This window comes from Halomonas sp. BN3-1, from assembly GCF_003056325.1.
Lineage (GTDB): Bacteria > Pseudomonadota > Gammaproteobacteria > Pseudomonadales > Halomonadaceae > Halomonas > Halomonas litopenaei.
This window is the reverse complement of sequence record NZ_PYVV01000002.1, coordinates 99359-119655: the sequence shown is the minus strand read 5'-3', so window position 1 is coordinate 119655 and position 20297 is coordinate 99359. Positions and strand designations below refer to the sequence as shown.

The 20297-nt window shown below is 63.9% G+C and carries 18 protein-coding genes and 5 tRNA genes; 10 read left to right on the top strand and 13 right to left on the bottom strand.

All coding sequences use genetic code 11. The features are described 5' to 3' along the window. Nucleotides 1-277: 277 nt before the first annotated feature. The 7 genes from C9F12_RS03910 to C9F12_RS03880 form a co-directional block, all read right to left on the bottom strand. Nucleotides 278-2290, bottom strand: coding sequence for an NADPH-dependent 2,4-dienoyl-CoA reductase (locus C9F12_RS03910; RefSeq protein ID WP_124802782.1), 2013 nt, complete (start codon nt 2288-2290; stop codon nt 278-280). A 394-nt stretch (nt 2291-2684) separates the two neighbouring features. Beyond that, nucleotides 2685-2761 (bottom strand) — tRNA-Asp (locus C9F12_RS03905). Nucleotides 2762-2764: 3 nt separating this feature from the next. Then, a tRNA-Val gene (locus C9F12_RS03900) sits at nt 2765-2841 on the bottom strand. A gap of 63 nt (nt 2842-2904) precedes the next feature. Beyond that, nucleotides 2905-2981, bottom strand: a tRNA-Asp gene (locus tag C9F12_RS03895). Between the two features lie 29 nt (nt 2982-3010). Continuing rightward, nucleotides 3011-3087: transfer RNA gene (locus C9F12_RS03890), tRNA-Asp, on the bottom strand. A gap of 40 nt (nt 3088-3127) precedes the next feature. Next, a tRNA-Val gene (locus tag C9F12_RS03885) sits at nt 3128-3203 on the bottom strand. Between the two features lie 179 nt (nt 3204-3382). Continuing rightward, a complete protein-coding gene (locus C9F12_RS03880) occupies nt 3383-4093 on the bottom strand; it encodes an alpha/beta family hydrolase (RefSeq protein ID WP_162816380.1) in 711 nt (236 codons plus the stop codon). A gap of 165 nt (nt 4094-4258) precedes the next feature. On the opposite strand from C9F12_RS03880, the gene ccoN reads away from it, so the two are divergent. From ccoN to fnr, 10 genes are all read left to right on the top strand, one after another. Continuing rightward, on the top strand, nt 4259-5683 hold the full coding sequence (gene ccoN / locus C9F12_RS03875) for a cytochrome-c oxidase, cbb3-type subunit I (RefSeq protein ID WP_108448048.1): 1425 nt from the start codon (nt 4259-4261) through the stop codon (nt 5681-5683). 23 nt (nt 5684-5706) lie between these two features. Continuing rightward, the gene (gene ccoO, locus C9F12_RS03870; RefSeq protein ID WP_108131320.1) at nt 5707-6324 is read left to right on the top strand and encodes a cytochrome-c oxidase, cbb3-type subunit II; all 618 of its coding nucleotides are present in this window, start codon (nt 5707-5709) and stop codon (nt 6322-6324) included. Nucleotides 6325-6326: 2 nt separating this feature from the next. Beyond that, on the top strand, nt 6327-6539 hold the full coding sequence (locus tag C9F12_RS03865; RefSeq protein ID WP_045992151.1) for a CcoQ/FixQ family Cbb3-type cytochrome c oxidase assembly chaperone: 213 nt from the start codon (nt 6327-6329) through the stop codon (nt 6537-6539). Further along, on the top strand, nt 6536-7477 hold the full coding sequence (ccoP, locus tag C9F12_RS03860; protein ID WP_045992152.1) for a cytochrome-c oxidase, cbb3-type subunit III: 942 nt from the start codon (nt 6536-6538) through the stop codon (nt 7475-7477). Before C9F12_RS03865 ends, ccoP begins: the two co-directional genes overlap by 4 nt. Before the next feature lie 116 nt (nt 7478-7593). Continuing rightward, a complete protein-coding gene (ccoG, locus tag C9F12_RS03855; RefSeq protein ID WP_239452526.1) occupies nt 7594-9012 on the top strand; it encodes a cytochrome c oxidase accessory protein CcoG in 1419 nt (472 codons plus the stop codon). Next, nucleotides 9012-9533 carry a FixH family protein gene (locus C9F12_RS03850; protein WP_108448047.1) on the top strand — a complete coding sequence of 174 codons (522 nt, stop codon included), beginning with the start codon at nt 9012-9014 and terminating at the stop codon, nt 9531-9533. The genes ccoG and C9F12_RS03850 overlap by 1 nt, the downstream gene beginning before the upstream one ends. Further along, nucleotides 9533-12007, top strand: a complete 2475-nt coding sequence (locus tag C9F12_RS03845; protein ID WP_108448046.1) for a heavy metal translocating P-type ATPase — start codon at nt 9533-9535, stop codon at nt 12005-12007. The genes C9F12_RS03850 and C9F12_RS03845 overlap by 1 nt, the downstream gene beginning before the upstream one ends. Next, nucleotides 12004-12234, top strand: coding sequence for a cbb3-type cytochrome oxidase assembly protein CcoS (gene ccoS, locus C9F12_RS22880; RefSeq protein WP_231498447.1), 231 nt, complete (start codon nt 12004-12006; stop codon nt 12232-12234). The genes C9F12_RS03845 and ccoS overlap by 4 nt, the downstream gene beginning before the upstream one ends. Further along, nucleotides 12231-12917, top strand: coding sequence for a sulfite exporter TauE/SafE family protein (locus C9F12_RS03835; RefSeq protein WP_108131317.1), 687 nt, complete (start codon nt 12231-12233; stop codon nt 12915-12917). The genes ccoS and C9F12_RS03835 overlap by 4 nt, the downstream gene beginning before the upstream one ends. 154 nt (nt 12918-13071) lie before the next feature. After that, nucleotides 13072-13812 (top strand): fumarate/nitrate reduction transcriptional regulator Fnr, encoded by a 741-nt coding sequence (fnr, locus tag C9F12_RS03830; RefSeq protein ID WP_045992157.1) that lies wholly within the window; start codon nt 13072-13074, stop codon nt 13810-13812. Nucleotides 13813-13972: 160 nt separating this feature from the next. Here fnr and ttcA read toward each other — a convergent pair whose 3' ends face one another. The 6 genes from ttcA to C9F12_RS03800 all read right to left on the bottom strand — a co-directional run bounded on the left by ttcA (nt 13973) and on the right by C9F12_RS03800 (nt 20181). Beyond that, nucleotides 13973-14932, bottom strand: a complete 960-nt coding sequence (ttcA, locus tag C9F12_RS03825; protein WP_108448045.1) for a tRNA 2-thiocytidine(32) synthetase TtcA — start codon at nt 14930-14932, stop codon at nt 13973-13975. Nucleotides 14933-15164: 232 nt separating this feature from the next. Further along, nucleotides 15165-15404 (bottom strand): hypothetical protein, encoded by a 240-nt coding sequence (locus tag C9F12_RS03820; protein WP_239452527.1) that lies wholly within the window; start codon nt 15402-15404, stop codon nt 15165-15167. A gap of 72 nt (nt 15405-15476) precedes the next feature. Beyond that, the gene (locus C9F12_RS03815) at nt 15477-16169 is read right to left on the bottom strand and encodes a 3'-5' exonuclease (RefSeq protein ID WP_345840267.1); all 693 of its coding nucleotides are present in this window, start codon (nt 16167-16169) and stop codon (nt 15477-15479) included. After that, nucleotides 16166-17989, bottom strand: a complete 1824-nt coding sequence (locus tag C9F12_RS03810; RefSeq protein ID WP_108131316.1) for a DUF294 nucleotidyltransferase-like domain-containing protein — start codon at nt 17987-17989, stop codon at nt 16166-16168. Before C9F12_RS03810 ends, C9F12_RS03815 begins: the two co-directional genes overlap by 4 nt. A 102-nt stretch (nt 17990-18091) precedes the next feature. Continuing rightward, nucleotides 18092-19885 (bottom strand): sodium:solute symporter family protein, encoded by a 1794-nt coding sequence (locus tag C9F12_RS03805; protein WP_108131315.1) that lies wholly within the window; start codon nt 19883-19885, stop codon nt 18092-18094. A 38-nt stretch (nt 19886-19923) separates the two neighbouring features. Continuing rightward, a complete protein-coding gene (locus tag C9F12_RS03800) occupies nt 19924-20181 on the bottom strand; it encodes a DUF4212 domain-containing protein (protein WP_045992160.1) in 258 nt (85 codons plus the stop codon). Between the last annotated feature and the right edge of the window lie 116 nt (nt 20182-20297).

Here is a 20297-nt window from a genome sequence, read left to right as displayed (position 1 = left end):
TCGCCCTTGTCGAGGGGGTACTCTCAGCGTAGAACAGCATTAGCCAATGACGATGCTCGGATCTTCAACGCTGAACGTCCTTACCTATAAGAACTCATGCCAGCAGAAGCGTTTCATTGTCCAGACGTAATTCGACCTAAGAGGGTCAAGAGGCACCAAAGCCGAGGTAGCCGACGGCCGGGAAGCCAGCGCCGGACGCCACCTGCCCGGTCCTCATGAGGCACGACAGCGCACCTCCTGAGGATTACCGAATCTGCATATTTTATTGTCGACAATCCTACAGTGACGCCGCCAGACGCACGCCCTGATCGATGGCGCGCTTGGCGTCCAGCTCCGCTGCCTTGTCCGCCCCACCGATGATCGACACCCGAACGCCGGCGGCCTCAAGTGGCGCTACCAGCTCACGCACCGACTCCTGCCCGGCACACACCACCACACTGTCCACGGCCAGGGTGCGCTCCTCGCCGTCAACGCTCAGATGCAGGCCCTGGTCGTCGATACGCTGATACTCGCAGCCGGGTATCGCCTGGACTCCCCGATGGCGCAGCGAGGCCCGATGCACCCAGCCAGAGGTAGTGCCGAGCCCCTTGCCGGGCTTGGAGCTCTTGCGCTGCAGCAGAAAGACCTCCCGCGGTGACTCGGGACGCTGTGCGGGCTTGAGCCCTCCCGGCGCGCTCACTGCGAGATCCACGCCCCACTCGTCACACCACTCGGCCAGGGGGTCGTCACCCGGGGCGACGTGGGTCAGTAGCTCCGCCACGTCAAAGCCGATACCGCCGGCGCCGATGATGGCGACCCGCCGCCCGACCCGGCCGGGTGACTCGATTGCCTCTGCGTAGCTCAGCACACTTGGATGATCGGCACCGGGCAACTGAAGCTGGCGGGGACGGACGCCGGTGGCCAGCACCACATGATCAAAGCCCTCGAGGTCGGCCAGCGTTGCCTCACAGGACAGCCTGACGTCGACACCGGTCTTGTCGAGCATGACCCGGAAGTAGCGCAGCGTCTCGTCGAACTCCTCCTTGCCGGGGATCCGACGGGCAAAGTTGAACTGCCCACCCAGACTGGCCTGGCGCTCGAACAGGGTGACCCTGTGGCCCCGCTCGGCGGCACTGACGGCGGTAGCGAGTCCGGCAGGACCGCCCCCTACCACCGCCACCCTCTGCGGCGTGGCGGCCGTCTCTAGCGACAGCTCGGTCTCGTGACAGGCGCGAGGGTTGACCAGGCACGAGGTCAGCTTGCCCTGGAAGGTGTGGTCGAGGCAGGCCTGGTTGCAGGCGATGCAGGTGTTGATCTCGTCTGCTCTGTCGCCACGAGCCTTGGCCACCCAGGCGGGGTCGGCCAGCAAAGGCCGGGCCATGGAGACCATGTCGGCGTGGCCCTCGGCGAGCACCCGTTCGGCCACCTCGGGCATGTTGATGCGGTTGGTGGTGATCAGCGGAATCGTCACCGCCTGTCGCATGCGCCGGGACACCTCGGTAAAGGCCGCCCGCGGCACACTGGTGACGATGGTCGGCACCCTGGCCTCGTGCCAGCCGATGCCGGTGTTGATGACGTCGGCACCGGCGGCTTCCACCGCCCGCCCCAGGGCGATGACCTCGTCATGGGTGCTGCCGTCCTCCACCAGGTCGATCATCGACAGCCGGTAGATCAGCAGAAAACGATCCCCCACCGCCGCACGTACCCGGCGCAGGATCTCCAGCGCAAAGCGACAGCGATTGTCGAAGTCGCCGCCCCAGCGATCCTGGCGCTGATTGGTGCGCCGACAGATGAACTGATTGATCAGGTAGCCCTCGGAGCCCATGATCTCGACGCCATCGTAGCCGGCCTGCTGGGCCAGGCGCGCGCAGCGCACGTAGTCGTCGATCTGCCGCTCCACATCTTCGTCAGTGAGCTCACGCGGGGTAAAGGGGTTGATCGGCGCCTGGATCGCCGACGGCGCCACCAGCTCCGGCGAGTAGGCGTAGCGCCCAGCGTGCAGGATCTGCATGCAGATGCGTCCGCCCTCGGCGTGCACCGCCTCGACGACCTGACGGTGTCCCTCGAGCTGGTCCTCGCTGGTCAACTGCGAGGCCCCCTGGAAGACGGCGCCTTCGGCGTTGGGGGCGATGCCGCCGGTCACAATCAGCGCCACTCCCTCGCGGGCACGCTCGGCGTAGAAGGCGGCCAGACGCTCGAAGCCGCGCGGTGCTTCTTCCAGGTTGGTATGCATGGAGCCCATCAGCACACGATTGGGCAGGCTCAGATGGCCCAGGCGCAAGGGAGTGAAGAGCTGGGGATAGGCGGTCACGGGGCGGTCCTTCGCAGCACAGGCTGCGCGTTGTTGTTGGCGGTGTCGGATGGCGCGCTCACACAATTGGCGCCACTCATCGACCAATTTCAAACAACTGTATGATAGCAGTCCACCCTCTGCCACCCCCCTCGATGAAAATGCGCGCAAAACGCATCGTCGGGCAAAGGTTTCTTTCCGGCCAGCTCCGGGGCCAGCTCTTGAAACAGCCCCTGAAACAGCTCCTGGAATAGCCCTCCTGGAACAGCTCTCTGGATAGCCCTCCAGGCAATCCTCGTCCACCAGTATCGACATGACGCACACGAAAAAGGCCCCGCTGCGTAGCAGCGGGGCCTTCCGAAATAAGCGCCGGTAACAGGACCGGACTTTTCCAGTGAACTGGATCGAGTGAAACTGGCGGACCGGACGGGACTCGAACCCGCGACCTCCGGCGTGACAGGCCGGCATTCTAACCAACTGAACTACCGGTCCGCGTGGTGGGTGATACCGGATTCGAACCAGTGACCCCCAGCATGTGAGGCTGGTGCTCTAACCAACTGAGCTAATCACCCACGTTATTTCACACGGTGCGATGTCTCGAGTTTCCTGAAGACGTCGTCTTTGGCTTGTCATCGTGGCGGACCGGACGGGACTCGAACCCGCGACCTCCGGCGTGACAGGCCGGCATTCTAACCAACTGAACTACCGGTCCGCAATGATGACCAATTCGAGAAGAGACGCTGGCGGACCGGACGGGACTCGAACCCGCGACCTCCGGCGTGACAGGCCGGCATTCTAACCAACTGAACTACCGGTCCAGCGCTCTCTACTCTACGTGTCCATCCATCATTTTCATGATGGTGGGTGGTACAGGGTTCGAACCTGTGACCCCCAGCTTGTAAGGCTGGTGCTCTCCCAGCTGAGCTAACCACCCCTGGTCACGTGGCGCTGCATTCTACAGAACATCCGGGGGATGTCAACGCGCTCCACGCATCTTTCTCGTTTTTTTTGTCCCGACTTTTGCCCGTGCATTCATCGACTTGGGCCGAAAGCCAGACGGCGCAAGGGCTGGCGCCACAGCGCCGTGATATCCACCCTTGTAGAAAGAAGCGCTCACGACTTGCTCATGGCGTCCGCGGTAGCGCGCGCCGCCTTAGCCATCAGGTCCTGACGCGACAGTCCACTCAAGCGCCGCGGCGACCAGTCGTGGTCGCCATCCTCGAGCCATTCAAGACGCGCATGCGCCGGCAACTCATAGCCCGCCACCTCGTCGCGAGTACCGAAAGGGTCCCGGGTACCCTGCAGTACCACCAGAGGGCAAGCCAGCGACGGCCAGTGATCCAGCCGCAGGCGCTCGGGCTTGCCCACGGGATGAAAGGGGTAGCCGGCCAGCACCAGCCCCGGTGCACCGTCCTCGGCGGCCAGCAGACTGGCCACCCGCCCGCCCATGGACTTGCCGCCGAGCCACAGCGCCCCCGGCACCATCTGCGACAAAACGTCACGCCAGAGGCGCATTTCCTCCACCAGCCGAGCCACCCTGGGCGGCGGCCGCCGACGCCCCGCCGCACGCATCTCGCGCAGATAGGCAAACTCGAATGACAGCGTCTGTACGCCGGCCCGGGCCAGCGCCGCGCGCCATTCAAGCAAAAAGGGTGAATCGTGTCCGGCACCGGCCCCATGCGCCAGCAACAACACGTCTCGGCAAGGTGGTCCCTCCAGGATCACCGGCGCCAGGTCGGGCACCTGCCACTCGCCACGGTGCCCGGCGGCGAGTGCCTGGCTGAATTCCTGAGTAAAAGCGTCGGGTAAAACGAGTTGTGACACGGCAAAGTTTCCAAAGTTCACTGCCACCAGAGGCTAAGTTCTTCTCACTGCCAGGCTGGGCTAGAATTCTGAGTGGTTGTTGATCTGCATCATTCTGAGGCAATTGCCGGGCAGGCACTATGGCCGGGGGATCGTCCCCTTTACGCGATCGATGGGAAACTGATCATGAGCACAGCATTTGAACATCCGACCTACAACTACAAGGTGGTCCGGCAGTTCGCGATCATGACGGTGGTGTGGGGCATCGTGGGCATGACCCTCGGTGTGATTCTCGCCGCCCAACTGGTCTGGCCGGAACTCAACCTTGGCTTGCCCTGGACAAGCTTCGGTCGGCTTCGCCCGCTGCATACCAATGCAGTCATCTTCGCCTTCGGCGGCTCCGCCCTGTTCGCGACGTCCTACTACGTCGTCCAGCGCACCTGCCAGGTGAGGCTGATCAGCGACAAGCTGGCCGCCTTTACCTTCTGGGGCTACCAGGCGGTCATCCTGTGCGCGGTCGTCACCCTGCCGCTGGGCCTCACCGAGGTCAAGGAATACGCCGAGCTGGAATGGCCCATCGACATTCTGCTCGCGGTGGTGTGGGTGACCTACGCAGCCGTCTTCCTCGGCACCATCAAGGTCCGCAAGACCTCCCACATCTACGTGGCCAACTGGTTCTTCGCCGCCTTCATACTGACCGTTGCCGTACTGCACATCGTCAACAGCGCGGCCCTTCCGGTCACCGCCACCTACTCCATCTCCATCTACTCCGGCGCCATCGACGCCATGGTGCAGTGGTGGTACGGCCACAACGCGGTAGGCTTCTTCCTGACCGCCGGCTTCCTCGGCATGATGTATTACTTTGTGCCCAAGCAAGCCGAGCGCCCGGTCTACTCCTACCGCCTGTCCATCGTCCACTTCTGGGCGCTGATCATGGTCTACATGTGGGCCGGTCCCCACCACCTGCACTACACCGCCCTGCCGAACTGGGCGCAGTCGCTGGGGATGGTGATGTCGATCATTCTGCTGGCGCCCTCTTGGGGCGGCATGATCAACGGCATGATGACCCTCTCCGGGGCCTGGCATAAGCTGCGAACCGACCCGACCCTGCGCTTTCTCGTCGTCGCGTTGTCGTTCTACGGCATGTCGACCTTCGAAGGCCCGATGATGGCGGTGAAGACCGTCAACGCCCTGTCCCACTACACCGACTGGACCATCGGTCACGTCCACGCCGGCGCCCTCGGCTGGGTCGCGATGATCACCATCGGCTCGATGTACCACCTGATTCCACGCCTGTTCGGTTACACCGAGATGTACTCCGTCAAGCTGGTGGCGGTGCACTTCTGGCTGGCCACCATCGGCACCGTGCTGTACATCGCCGCGATGTGGGTCAACGGCATTCTGCAGGGCCTGATGTGGCGCGCCATCAACGAAGACGGCACCTTGATGTACACCTTCGTCGAGACCGTCGAGGCCAGCGGCCCCGGCTATATCGTGCGCCTGATCGGTGGCCTTTTCTGGGTGACCGGCATGCTGATCATGGCCGTCAACGTGGCCATGACCGTCAAGGGTTCCGCCAAGCGCGGCGCGCCCCTGCCCCAGACCGCCTGAGTCAACGAAGGACCGAGACTGACATGAAACACGAGATCATAGAAAAGAACGTCGGTTTGATGGCGGTGCTGGTGCTGGTGGTGATCAGCTTCGGTGGCCTGGCCGAGATCGTACCGCTGTTCTTCCAGAAGCAGACCACGGAGCCGGTCGAAGGCCTCGAGCCACTGTCCGCACTGGAACTGGAAGGCCGGGACATCTATCGCCGCGAAGGCTGCGTCGGCTGTCATTCGCAGATGATTCGCCCCTTCCGTGCCGAGACCGAGCGCTATGGCCACTACAGTGTGGCCGGTGAATCCGTCTACGAGCACAACTTCCTGTGGGGGTCCAAGCGCACCGGCCCGGACCTGGCCCGCGTCGGCGGTCGCTACAGTGACGACTGGCATCGTGCCCACCTCTACAACCCGCGGGACGTGGTGCCGGAATCGGTGATGCCGGCCTACCCTTGGCTGTTCGAGAACACCCTGGACGGCGAGGACACCCCGGCCAAGATGCGCACCCTTCAGAAACTGGGCGTGCCCTACACCGACGAGCAGATCGCCAACGCCACCAGCGAGGTCCGCGGTGAGCGTGAAATCACCGCCCTGGTCGCCTACCTGCAGCAGCTTGGCACGGTGTTGCCCAGCTCGGCGAAGAGCCCGTAACCATGGATATCGGAACCTTTCGCGGCATCTTGACCGGCATCCTGCTGATCGCCTTCCTGGGCCTGGTGGCCTGGGCCTACTCGAGCCGCCGCAAGCGCGAGTTCGATCAGGCGGCGCAGCTGCCGTTCGCCGACGACGACGAACAACCGAATCGTGACCGCACGGCCGAGCGACAGGCCGATTCCCGAGAGGACAGGGGAGAGAAGAACACATGAATACGCTTTGGGGTGATGCCCTCTCAGGCTTCTGGAGTGCCTGGATCATCGTCATCACGCTCGGCACCATCGGCTTTGCGTTCTGGCTTCTGTGGGCCAACCGCAAGACCGACAAGCGCCCTGACGCCGACGGCACTGTCGAGACCACCGGCCACACCGCCGACGGTATCGACGAATACGACAACCCGCTGCCTCGCTGGTGGTTTCAGCTCTACGTTGCCACGGTGATCTTCTCCCTGGGCTATCTGGTGCTGTATCCGGGCCTCGGCAACTTCGCCGGTGTGCTGGGCTGGAGCCAGGAAGGTCAGTGGGAGGAAGAGGTCGCCCAGGCCGAAGAGCGCTTTGCGCCGATCTTCGAGAAGTACCAGCAGGTACCCATCCCGGAACTCGCCCAGGACGGTGACGCCATGCAGGTGGCCGAGCGCATCTTCCTCAACAACTGCGCCATCTGCCACGGTTCCAACGCCAAGGGCGGCTACGGCTTCCCCAATCTGACCGACGACGACTGGCTCTACGGCGGCGAGCCCGAGCACATCGTCACCACCATCAACAACGGACGCAATGGCCTGATGCCGTCATGGCAGCAGCTCGGCGCGGACAATATCGAGAACCTGACCCAGCATGTGCTGTCGCTGTCCGGCCAGGCCGAGGACGCCGAACGTGCCGAAAAAGGCGGCGCCGTCTTCACCTCGGTATGTGCCGCCTGCCATATGCCTGACGGTACCGGCAACCAGGCGCTGGGCGCGCCCAATCTGACCGACGACAGCTGGCTGTACCAGGCACCGGGCCAGAGCCTGGCCGACTCCGTGCGTCAGACGCTGCGCAACGGCCGCAATGGCCATATGCCGGCGCAGGCCGCCTACATCGGCGAGGAGCGGGTCCACCTGGTCGCCGCCTATGTCTATGGTCTGAGCCAGAATCAAGACCAGAGTCAGTAGTGACCCCAGCGGGATCGCTCCCGCGGCGAGTGCGGCGCTTGGCCGCACTCGCCACCCACCTACCCGTCAATCGCTAGACTGGGGCTTCGGCCCCATCGACGCGATGTGAGTCTGCCATGAGCGACAAGATCCCTGCCCACGACGTCACCGACCCTGCGGTGTCGCACCATTCCCCCGACAGCCAGAGCATGTACGAGAGCCGCCGGCACATCTACGTACGCGAGATCAAAGGCGTGTTCCAGCGTGTCCGTCGGGTCGCCAACTGGGCGCTGATGCTCGGTTTTCTGCTGCTGCCCTGGATTCCCTGGGGTGATCGACCGGCGGTCTGGTTTGATCTGCCAGGGCGCGAATTTCATATCTTCGCCGCCACCTTCTACCCCCAGGAATTCGTGCTGCTGTCCTGGCTTCTGATCATCTGCGCCTTCGGCCTGTTCTTCATCACTGTCTTTGCCGGTCGAGTATGGTGCGGCTACACCTGCCCCCAGAGCGTCTGGACCTTCCTGTTCATCTGGGTCGAGCACCGCATCGAGGGGCCGCGCAATCGTCGCATCAAGCTCGACAAGCGCTCCTGGGACGCCGACAAGGCCTGGCGCAAGAGCGCCAAGCACGCCATCTGGCTGATCATCTCGGCGGCCACCGGCATCACCTTCGTCGGTTACTTCACCCCGATCGGTGGCCTGGTGCTGGATCTTGCCACCCTCTCGGCCAGCGGCTGGTCCTATTTCTGGGTCGGCTTCTTTATCGTCTTCACCTACCTGAACGCCGGTTGGCTGCGCGAGCAGGTCTGCCTGTACATGTGCCCCTACGCCCGCTTCCAGTCGGTGATGTTCGATCGCGACACCCTGATCGTGTCCTACGACTACCACCGCGGGGAGCCTCGCGGCCCGCGCAAGCGCAACGCCGACCCGGCAGAGCAGGGCCTTGGCCACTGCATCGACTGCGACCTCTGTGTTCAGGTCTGCCCGACCGGCATCGATATCCGCGACGGTCTGCAGTACCAGTGCATCACCTGCGCCGCCTGCATCGACGCCTGCGACAGCGTCATGGACAAGATGGGCTACCCCCGTGGCCTGGTGCGTTACACCACCGAGCACGCCCTCGACGGCAACAAGACCCACCTGTTGAGACCACGCCTGATCGGCTACCTGGTCGCCCTGGTGGTGATGATCGGCCTGTTCGTCTGGACCATCGCCGACCGCACACCGCTGGATGTGGATGTGGAGCGCGATCGCGCTCGGCTCTACCAGACACTGACCGATGGACGCATCGCCAACTCCTACGCCATGACCGTGCGTAACCTCGACAACCGCCCTCATCGCTACGTGATCGAGGTAGCCGGCATCGAGGGTCTCGAGAGCGACACCACCGCCATCGAGGTTCCCGCCAACCAGTCCCGCCAACTGGTGATGACCTTGAGCGTGAATCCTGATCAGATGGAACAACGCAGTGCCGATATCAGCGTTCGCGTCCTCGCCGAGGACGATCCGTCCGTGGCCATCGAACGTGAAAGCCGCTTTATAGGAGTTACCCCCTGATGTCCCTGTCCGATCCCCAGGTGCCGCCCTGGTACAAGCAGTTCTGGCCCTGGTTCCTGATCGCCCTGCTGCTGTCGTCGGTCACCTTCAGCATGGTCTACCTGGCCTTCTCGATCCGCTACTTCGACGGTTCGGTGCCGGACGATTACTACAAGGAAGGTCTGGCCATCAACGTCCAGCTCGAAAAGCAGCAACGTGCCGAGGCGCTGGGGCTGGCGGCCGAGCTGCGCATCGACGCCACCACCGGCGACGTGGTGGTAACACTCGATGGCGACGAACGCCCCCAACGGCTGGATCTGGCGCTGAAGTTCCCCACCGATGGCGCCCGCGACCGGGCCCTGGTGCTGACCCACACCCGTGAAGGCCACTACGTCGGCACCCTGGAGCGCAATCTGCGCTATCGCTGGTACCTTCAGCTGCAGCCCCACGCAGAAGGCGCGTCAGGACAGCCTGAATGGCGCCTGACCGGCGAGGCAGAGTTCCCGCGGGAGACCACCGTGCGCCTGACACCGGGACTCTGATGGCGGCCTCGTGCTACCACTGTGGCGCTCCGGTGGAGGCCACAGCACCCTGGTCGATCACCCTGGATGGCCAGCGCCATCCGCTGTGCTGCCCGGGCTGCGAGGCGGTGGCCCAGGCCATCGTCGGCGGCGGCCTGGACAGCTACTATCGCTTTCGCACCGCCCTGCCGGAGCGCCCATCGCCGACACCCGCCGACGAGGCCCGCTATCAGGTATTCGACGATCCGGGCCTGCAGGATCGTTTCGTGCGTCAGGATGGCGACACCAAGGTAGCGACCCTGGCGGTGGATGGCATCACCTGCGCCGCCTGCGCCTGGCTGATCGAACACCGCCTGAATGCCCTCGACGGCCTGGAGAGCTGCGCTGTCAATCTTTCCCAGCATCGCCTTCAGGTGCGCTGGGATCCCGAACGCCTGTCGCTGTCGCGCCTGCTGGCCGAGATGGCTGCCATCGGCTATCCCTCCCAGCCCTACGAGCCGGACCAGGCCCAGCAGCGGCTCAAGCAACAGTCGCGCCAGATGATAAGGCGCCTGATCGTGGCGGCCGTCGGCATGATGCAGGTGCTGATGTTTTCCATCCCGCACTACGTCGACGGCGGTGATCTCAGTAGCGAGTTCGAGCGCCTGTTTGCCTGGCTATCGCTGGCGCTGACCACTCCGGTGGTACTGTACTCGGCCAAACCCTTCTTCGTCGGCGCCCTGCGTGATCTGCGAACCCGCGTGCTGGGCATGGATGTGCCGGTGGCGCTAGCCATCAGTGGTGCCTTCGTCGCCAGCACCTGGTCGGTCGTGAGCGACTCCGGTGACCGCTACTTCGACTCGGTCAGCATGTTCACCTTCTTCCTGCTGTTCGGACGCTACCTGGAGTCTCGCGCCCGTACCCACTACGGCCGTAGCGGCAATGCCCTGGCCAGCGCCCTGCCGAGCGCCGCGGTGCGCCTCGACGAGCAGGGCGATGAACGCGTCATCCCCGCCAGTCGGCTGGTCCCGGGTGACCGGGTTCGGGTCAGCCCCGGCGCCCAGATCCCCGCGGACGGCAACCTGACCTCGGGCCTGGCCCAGATCGACGAGTCGCTGCTGACCGGCGAATCGCTGCCCTGCCTGCGTCGCCAGGGAGATACCGTGCACGCAGGTACCCTGTGCATGGACAGCCCGATCGAAGTGATGGTCACCCGCATCGGCGACGACACTCGCGCCGCCGGCATTCTCGATCTCACCGACCGTGCCTTCTCCCATCGTCCACGTATCGCCCGCCTGGCCGAGCAGGTGGCCCATCGCTTCGTGTTGAACCTGCTGGTCATCACCGCCATGGTGGCGCTGGTCTGGAGCCTGATCGACCCGAGCCGCAGCCTGTGGATCACCCTGTCGGTACTGGTGGTGACCTGCCCCTGCGCCCTGGCGCTGGCGACCCCCACCGCCCTGACCGTGGCCCACGGCCGGCTGAGACGTGCCGGGGTACTGGTGACCCGAGCCGATGCGCTGGAGACCCTGGCCTGTCTCGATCGCGTCGTCTTCGACAAGACCGGCACCCTGACCCGGGGGCGCATGCAACTCGCCGAACACCGGCCGCTGAGCGACGACGAAGGAAGCGCCACCAATGGCGAGATGGACGCTGCCGCCAAGCGCCGTCATCTGGCACTGGCGGCGGCACTGGAGACCGGCTCGGAGCACCCCATCGCCCGCGCCTTCGCTGACTGGCGCGACGCCAGCTGCCAGGCCAGCGAACTGCGCAATCACCCGGGTCAGGGCGTGGAAGGCGTGATCGACGCCCAGCGCTGGCGACTGGGCCAGCCGCATTTTGCCTGCCTGGGCCAACCCGTTCCTGAGCTCCCTGGCGCAGGGCTTTGGTTGCTGCTGGCCTGCGAAGGCAAGCCCCAGGCCTGGTTCAAGCTCGACGATCAGCCCCGTGACGACGCCGCCGAGACCCTCGCCGCCCTCGCCCAGCGAGGGCTTGCCATCGAGATCCTGTCGGGCGACCGCGCCGTCAACGTTGGCCAGCTTGCCCGCACACTGGGCGTCGATCAGTGGCGTGGCGAGGCCACCCCCGAGGACAAGCTCGGGCACTTGAAGGCGCGACAGGCACAGGGTGAAAAGGTGGCTATGGTCGGTGATGGCATCAATGACGTGCCGGTACTGGCCGGCGCCGACCTTGCCATCGCCATGGCCGGGGCCAGCGACCTCACCCGCACCCGCGCCGATCTGGTATTGCTGGGCGAACCGCTCACGGGTATCGTCGAAGCCATCGAGGTGGCCCGCCAGACCCGTCGCATCATTCGCCAGAATCTGTCCTGGTCGGTGCTCTACAATGTCGTGGCGCTGCCCGCAGCGGCGCTGGGCTTCGTGCCCCCTTGGCTTGCCGCCATCGGCATGTCACTCAGCTCGTTGCTGGTCATCGCTAATGCCCTGCGTCTGCGACGTGGACGCACCAGGCGGACCGCGACGCCTTCACCCGTCACCGCAAGCCCCGGCCCATGAGCATCCTTTACCTGTTGATACCCTTGTCGTTGATCCTGCTGGGCCTGGCGGTCTGGGCCTTCTTCTGGGCGGTGCGCAACGACCAGTTCGAGGACCTCGAAGGCCCCGCCTATCGCATCCTGTTCGAGGATGAGGACGACACTCGCGGTGCCGATGACGGCGCTTCCTCTTCCGAAACGCCTGCGCAGACATCCGATCGTGGTCCATCGTCCAGAGGGCCTGAGTGAACCCTACCGGCCTGGAACTGCCTCCCATGATGGCGGCCTTCGTGTTTGGCCTGCTCGGCGGTGCACACTGTATTGGCATGTGCGGCGGTATCATGAGCGCCCTGACCTTTGCCATCCCACCCAGCATGCGTCAACCTTGGCGGGTGAGCACACTTGTGCTCGGCTACAATGTAGGTCGTATCACCAGCTACTGTGTGGCGGGCGCTCTGGTTGCCGCCCTGGGTTCGGTGATCGGCCTTTCGCCGACCCTGCGTGGCCTGATGCAGATCGTCGCCAGCCTGATGTTGATCCTGATGGCGCTTTACATTGCCGATCTATGGAAAGGCCTGCGTCACGTCGAGGCACTGGGACGTCACCTCTGGAGGTACCTGGAACCCGCAGGCAGACGCCTGTTGCCGGTGGTGCGTCTGCCCCAGGCGGTGGCGCTGGGCGCCATCTGGGGCTGGCTGCCCTGTGGCCTGGTGTACTCGATGCTGGCCTGGAGCCTGGCACGGGCCGAGCCCCTCGAGGGCGCACTGCTGATGGCGAGCTTCGGTCTTGGTACGCTTCCGGCGCTGGTGGTGACGGGCCTCGCCGCCAGACAAATGCAGGCCCTGCTGGCGCATCGGGCAACACGCCTTGTCGCCGCTGGCATGATCATCGCCTTTGCCGTCTGGCAACTTTGGACTGGGCTGCACCAATGACGCATCCTACCTCTAAGTTATTAATCCTAAAGAGGTAGACGCCACTTTTAGCTGATCTGAGGGTGTAGAATAGTGCCATCAACGTGCTGTACGGGCGACGTCTGTTCTCCCCATGGCCCAGTCAATATCGATCCCAGATCCACAGGAGCTGCGAATGAGTCCTACGGCCCAAGATCGGCGGCGTCCCATGCTGCATGAGACTCGCTGTGAGTCCTGCAGCCTGAGTTCCTTGTGCCTTCCGCTGTCGCTGGAGACCGCCGACCTCGAGCGCTTCGATTCCATCATCCGTCGTCACCCGCCGATCAAGAAAGGCACACGATTGGTCGAGCAGGGAGATCGCTTCACCAGCGTCTTCGCGGTCCGATCGGGGAGTCTCAAGCAGATCACCACCGAAGGCAGCGGCGAAGCTCAGTTGACCAACTTCTTCCTGCCCAGTGAACTGGTTGGTCTGGATGGCATCGACGACGGCCGCTATCCCGGCAGCGTGGTGGCGCTGGAGACCACCACGGTGTGCGAGATTCCCTTCGACCGCCTCGATGCGCTGACCCAGACCCTACCGGAGCTGCGTGCCCAGCTGTTTCGCACCCTGAGCAAGGAGCTGCGAGAGGACCGCCGGATGATGCAGCTGCTGTCACGCAAGACCGCCGATCAGCGCCTGGCCTGCTTCTTCCTCGGCCTGTCGGACCGCTTCCGCCGCCGCGGCTATTCACCGTTCAGCTTCCGCCTGTCCATGTCCCGCGCCGACATCGGCAATCACCTGGGGCTGGCGGTGGAAACGGTCAGCCGTATCCTCGGGCGTTTCCAGCAGCAGGATCTGGTGGCGGTATCGGGACGTGAGGTCAATATCCTCGACCTGACCGCGCTGTCGACCCTGGCCGACACCGAAGTTACCTGAGCGGGCCTGGCGGCAGTGTGCCGGGCTTGGCCAGCAGCGCCCGGTACCCAGGATCTGGAAAGCAAAGCGTAATAGATGGCGTGTGACAAGAAAGAGGCCGCATCCGGAGATGCGGCCTCTTTTGCTGTCATGGCGTCATGCACATTCGCTGTTGGCGAGATCAGCCGGCATCCACCACGTCGATGCGCCGGGCCTGGCGTTCGGCCTGTACGGCCTCCAGCCCCTCGAAGTCGAACAGTTGCCGATCCGCCAGCTGCGACGGCGCCACATTGGTCACCGCCTTGAACATGCTCTCGAGGCGCCCGGGATGCTTGACCTCCCACTCGGCCAGCATCTCCTTGACCACCTGGCGCTGCAGGTTGGGCTGGGAACCACACAGGTTACACGGGATGATCGGGAACTCCATCGCCTCGCTGTAGGCCTGGATATCGGCCTCGCGGCAGTACGCCAGCGGGCGGATGACGATGTTCTTGCCGTCGTCGGAGAGCAGCTTGGGCGGCATCGCCTTGAGGCTGCCACCGAAGAACATGTTCAGAAACAGCGTCTCGAGAATGTCCTCGCGGTGGTGGCCCAGGGCGATCTTGGTCGCCCCGATCTCCTCGGCGAAGCCATAGAGAGAGCCGCGCCGCAGGCGTGAGCAGAGCGCGCAGGTGGTCTTGCCCTCCGGCGTCTTCTCCTTCACCACCGAATAGGTGTCGCGCTCGAGGATGTGGTAGTCCACGCCGATACTGTCCAGATAGTTCGGCAGCACATGCTCCGGAAAGCCCGGCTGCTTCTGATCCAGATTCACCGCCACCAGCGAGAAGTTGACCGGCGCGTTGCGCTGAAGGCTGCGCAGGATCTCGAGCATGGTGTAGCTGTCCTTGCCACCAGACAGACACACCATGATCTTGTCGCCTTCCTGGATCATGCCGTATTCGATGATGGCGTTACCGGCCTGGCGGCGCAGGCGCTTCTGCAGCTTGTTGAACTCACGCCGTGCCTTGGCCTGAACTTGGGCTTCCGTCTGATCGCCATCCGCAGCAGGGTCGGCCGGGCTGACACCGGCATCGATCGAGAGATGGTCATCCTCGGGGGTACGGGGATCGAACAGGGTGGCGGAGGCGGACTGTGGCGACATGGGAGCGGGACATCACGGCTGAAAATGAAAGAGGCGCCAGTCTACCATCCGGACGCTTTAGTGGCGAAGAGGTCAGCGACCGCTTACCCCGGCGAGGACAATACGGGAGAGGCTTTTCGTCGGCAGCACATCGGAAACCGCCAAGGACGACACCGCCGTAGTGGCGCCCTTGCGCGTCGTGGCCTGGTCTGGTCTGGCAAGTCGAAGAACGCAAGTGCCTGTCAGCCAGGCCCTAGACGACGTTCAGCGCCAGCAGATAGCGCACCACCACGCCCAGCAACAGCAGCAGGATGCCGGCACGTTGCCAGCCAAACTCGCGCACGGTCAGGGTCAGTCGCTTCTCCCAGAACTTGACCATGCCCCACAGGTCCCGGGTACGGCGATAGTACTGGAGGTAGGCCACCAGCACCGAGACCAGGCCCAGCGCCAGCAGCGTGGGCTCGAGAAGGGTCAACATGGCGTGCAGACTCATGACAGGATCTCCTTGCAGGTGAATGGTTGCCGGTGCGGGCGGCACCGGGTCAGCGCGGATGACGGCAACGGGTCAGCGCGATGACGCCGTGAGTGCCCCGCTCTCCAGGCGCAGATGCATCAGCGCCGTGGTGACGGCGTCGCCCAGGGCCGTATGGCGTCCCATGATCGGGACTCCCAGTCGCTCTGCCAATTGTTCAAAGGTCGGCTGCACCTCGATTTCCGGGTGACTTCGGCGCAGCCGCTTGCGGTACTGCTGGGCCACGTCGATGGTGGCGTTGGGCAGCGAGAAGCCAAACTCCGCCTTCAGGTAGCGATCCAGCATGGCCAGGTCGAAGTCGATACACCAGCCGACCAATGGGCGATTGCCGATAAATTCCAGCAGCGTCGTCAAGGCCTCGCGCACCTCGAGGCCGCCTTCCAGGTCGACCCCTCGCAGGCGATGGATGCAGATGGAGTCTCCACTCAGGCTGGCAGGACGCGCGAGCCGCAGGTCCAGCGACTCGCTGGTCAAGACGCGATCGTCACGAATGCGTACCGCAGCGATGGACACCAGCTCCGCATGACGGGTATCCAGACCGGTGGTTTCGCAGTCCAGGGACACCAGCTCATCGCCGGTATAGGGATTGAACAGCCAGGCGAAATCGCCATCGGCCTGCCGACGCCTGTCGGCCACACGCCTGATCGCTCTCAGCATCGGGTACTCTCCCAAGCGAAACCATTGACGCCAAGGCAGCTTGCCCTGGGGGGCTGCCTCGACACTCATGCATACTCCAGGTGATAGCGGTGGGACAGGCTGGCCTTGAACTCCTTGACCAGGTGCAGCGCCTCGCGCAGCAAGTCCCGCTCCAGCGAATTGAGCGACTGCACCACCACCCTGTCCGGGGCGTCCGTGGCCCGGGCATCGTCGCGCCGGTAGGCCAGCTGCGCCCGAAGCCGCAGCTCACAGAACAGCGACAACGCCTCGCCGAGATCCTCCGCCACCACTCGCTCGATGCGACCGAGTGACGCCAGCGCCGCCAGCCGGTCGTGGGTCGAGGTCTCGCGCAGCCCGCACTCCAGCGCCATGGTGCGAACACCATGGACGATCGGAAAAATGCCGCCCTTCTTGATGTCGACGCCGTGCTCGGGCTTCTTCAGCGTTCCAAACAGGGTCAAGGGCGTCGAGAACCGCAACACCCCCCTCGCCAGATGGGTCAGCAACAGTTCATTGCCCCGTGTTTCTTCGATCAGCACGTCGTGGAGTCGGTCCACCAGGGCAAAGTCACCGGCCACCCCCGAGGCGTCGGCAAGCACTGCCAGACGCATCAGGCTTTCTCCGTCGGGTTCGCTGACCCAGCGACGAATGCGCGCGCGCCACTGCGCAAGGGTGCCGACCCACTGGGGGTTGGAGACCATGATGTTGCCCGGGCAGCGCGGATAGCCCAGATCGTCGAGCACGCTGGTGAACCGCGCGGTATCTGCGCTGAGCTCGTCCCACTGCTGGTCATCGGCCAGGATCAGCGCATTGTCCTGGTCGGTCTTCAGGATCTGCTCGCCGCGCCCTTCGCTGCCGAGCACCAGCAGACAGGCGCGCTCGCGCTGAGGGGCCGGCATCGAGAAGTGCCAGGCCTTGCTGATGATGCGCCCATTGAGCGCCGACAGCATGCCCATGGCGAAGCGCATGCGTACCCCCTGGGCCATCAGCGCCTCGACCAGCTCCGGCGCACGCTGACTTGCTTCGCTGAGCGAGGCCAGGGTCGTCGCCTGCTCGACCTGCAGGCTGACCACGTAGCTGCGGCTGGAAAAGAAGCTGAGCACATCGGTCAGCTCCACGACACCGATCAGCCGCTGGCCCTGAAGCACCACCACCCTGGCCACCTTGTGGCGGGTCATCTCGATCAGTGCCTCGAACAGGTACTGGCTTTCGTCCACCGTCACCAGCGACAGATGAGCGATGCCACCGACCTCGGCATTACCGTCGCACCCCTCCAGCACCAGGGCCTCGAGCAGGTCGGTCTTGGTCAGCATGCCAGGACCATCGGGCGTCTCGACCAGCAGGCTGTCGGCGCCCTTGTCCTTGAGGGTCAGCACGGCGTCGCGAATGCATGTCGTCGAGCCGACCTTGAGCGGTTCACGCATGCACTCGTTCACCCGGGCGAGCATGAATCCGGCCAGGGTGACCCCGCCCTCGGCGCGACGTTCGGCCAGCAAGCGCGTCTTGCTGATCAGGCGCTGGTGAAAGTAGTCCGAGAAGGCGGCGTTGTTCTCGCACAGCGACAGAAACAAGGTGTGCGGCATCAGATAACACAGGCTTTCTTCTTCGGCGACGAAGCGGTAACGGCTCTGGCCGTTGATCACGCTGATGGCACCGAACAGATCGCCCCCGGTGTAGTGGCCGATGCGCCCCCCGGCGGGGCCCTCGGCCGGGTCCAGTTCGGCGACTTCGCCCTTGTGGATCACAAAGACGAACTCGCCGGACTGCCCTGCATCGAGGATCACGTCATCCCGCCCGTAGTAGGCGATATCCAGCCCGCCCAGGACCCGCTCGCGCTCGGCCTCGTCGAGCAATGAAAACGGTGGATGAGTGAAGTCGATGTCGATCATGTCTGCTCCATGACCGACCCCGGCGAGGCCGGGGTCGGGGAGTGTTGTCGTCTGGCAGGGGGCGACGGATGGTGGGCCGACGCCCCTGCCTGATGGCCCGCTCTAGTGAGCGTGGGCCTCACCCGCGCCTCTCGGCACACGCACGTTCTCCACCAGTTCCTGGATGTGCTCCGGCGGTGCCGCGGTTGCCCGCGAGACCACGAAGGCCACAACGAAGTGGAGGATCATGCCGAGGGTACCGATACCCTCCGGCGAGATGCCGAACCACCAGATCGAAGGATCGGTGTTGATGAACTTGGTGTAGACGATGTAGATGAAGGTGAAGCTCAGACCCAGCACCATGCCGACGATGGCCCCTTCGCGGTTCATGCGCTTGTCGAAGATGCCAAGCAGGATCGCCGGGAAGAAGGACGAGGCAGCAAGACCGAAGGCAAAGGCCACCACCTGGGCCACGAAGCCCGGCGGGTTGATGCCGAAGTAGCCGGCTACCACCACCGCCACCGCAGCAGCACTACGCGCCGCCAGCAGCTCCCCCTTCTCGCTGAGGTTGGGATTGATCTGCTTCTTGATCAGGTCATGGGACACAGCCGCCGAGATCACCAGCAACAGACCGGCTGCGGTGGACAGCGCCGCGGCCACGCCACCGGCGGCCATCAAGGCGATCACCCAGGCCGGCAGGCCGCCGATCTCGGGGTTGGCCAGCACGATGATGTCGCGGTCGATATAGACCTCGTTGGGGCTGTCGGTAGGCGTATTGGTCACCACCCGCTGCCCGTGCTCGCCAGGAGTTTCCTCTTCCAGCGGGCCGCTTTCGAAAGTCGGCTTGCCCTCGAACGGTGCGCCCGGCCCCATCTGCACACGACCGTCGTCGTTCTTGTCGAGCCAGCCGATCAGGCCCACGCCTTCCCAGCTCTTGAACCAGGCCGGTGCCTCTTCGTAGCTGGTCTCGTGTACCGTCTCGATGATGTTGGTGCGGGCGAACACGCCGACCGCCGGAGCGGTGGTGTAGAGCAGTGCGATGAACACCAGCGCCCAGCCGGCGCTGACCCGGGCGTCACGCACCCGAGGCACGGTGAAGAAGCGCACGATGACGTGGGGCAGACCCGCGGTACCGCACATCAGGGCGGCGGTGATGAAGAACACGTTGATCATCGGCTGGCTGCCGTCGGTGTAGGGCGTGATGCCCAGATCCGTCAGCAGACCGTCGAGACGATCGAGAATGTACTGGCCGCTGTCGTTGCCGGCGGCATCGACGAAGGTGGCACCGAGCCCGGTCTGCGGCAGCACGTGGCCGGTCATCATGATCGACAGGAACACCGCCGGCACGATGAAGGCGGTGATCAGCACGCAGTACTGGGCCACCTGGGTGTAGGTGATGCCCTTCATGCCACCGAGCACCGCGTAGAAGAACACGATGACCATGCCGATGACCACGCCCAGATTGACCTCGACCTCGAGGAAACGGGCGAAGACGATACCGACGCCGCGCATCTGACCGGCGACATAGGTAAAGGACACGAAAATAACGCAGATGACCGCCACGGTACGGGCGATATTCGAGTAGTAACGGTCACCGATAAAGTCTGGCACCGTGAACTTGCCGAACTTGCGCAGGTAAGGCGCCAGCAGCATGGCCAGCATGACGTAGCCACCGGTCCAGCCCATCAGGTAGACCGAGGCGTCGTAACCCAGATAGGCGATAAGACCCGCCATGGAGATGAAGGAAGCCGCCGACATCCAGTCTGCTGCGGTAGCCATGCCATTGGCGGCAGGGTGGACGCCGCCGCCGGCGACGTAGAAATCCTTGGTAGACCCGGCACGCGACCAGATCGCGATACCGATGTAGAGCGCGAAGGACGCCCCTACAAATATATAGGTAAGTAGTTGTACATCCATGGAATCAATTCCCGTTCATTGACGTTATTTTGCGGGTGTCACTGTTCGTGGACGTCGTACTCTTCATCGAGCTTGTTCATCTTCCAGGCATAGAAAATGATCAGCACGATAAAGGTGTAGATGGATCCCTGCTGTGCAAACCAGAAGCCGAGCTTGAAGCCAAAGAACTGGATATTGTTGAGTACATCCACCAGCAGAATGCCGAAGCCATAGGAGACGATGAACCATACGGCCAGACAGCCGAGGATGGTTCGTATGTTTCGTTTCCAGTAGGCCTGTGCGCTCTTGTCTAGCATAAGGCTACCCTCAAGAAGTGGTTTGATCGCCAAATGCCGCCGCAAAGACGACACAAAGGCTCGAGAAGCAGACTAGACAAAATGGTCTTTCCTGGAACGATAACTTTAGTCGAAAA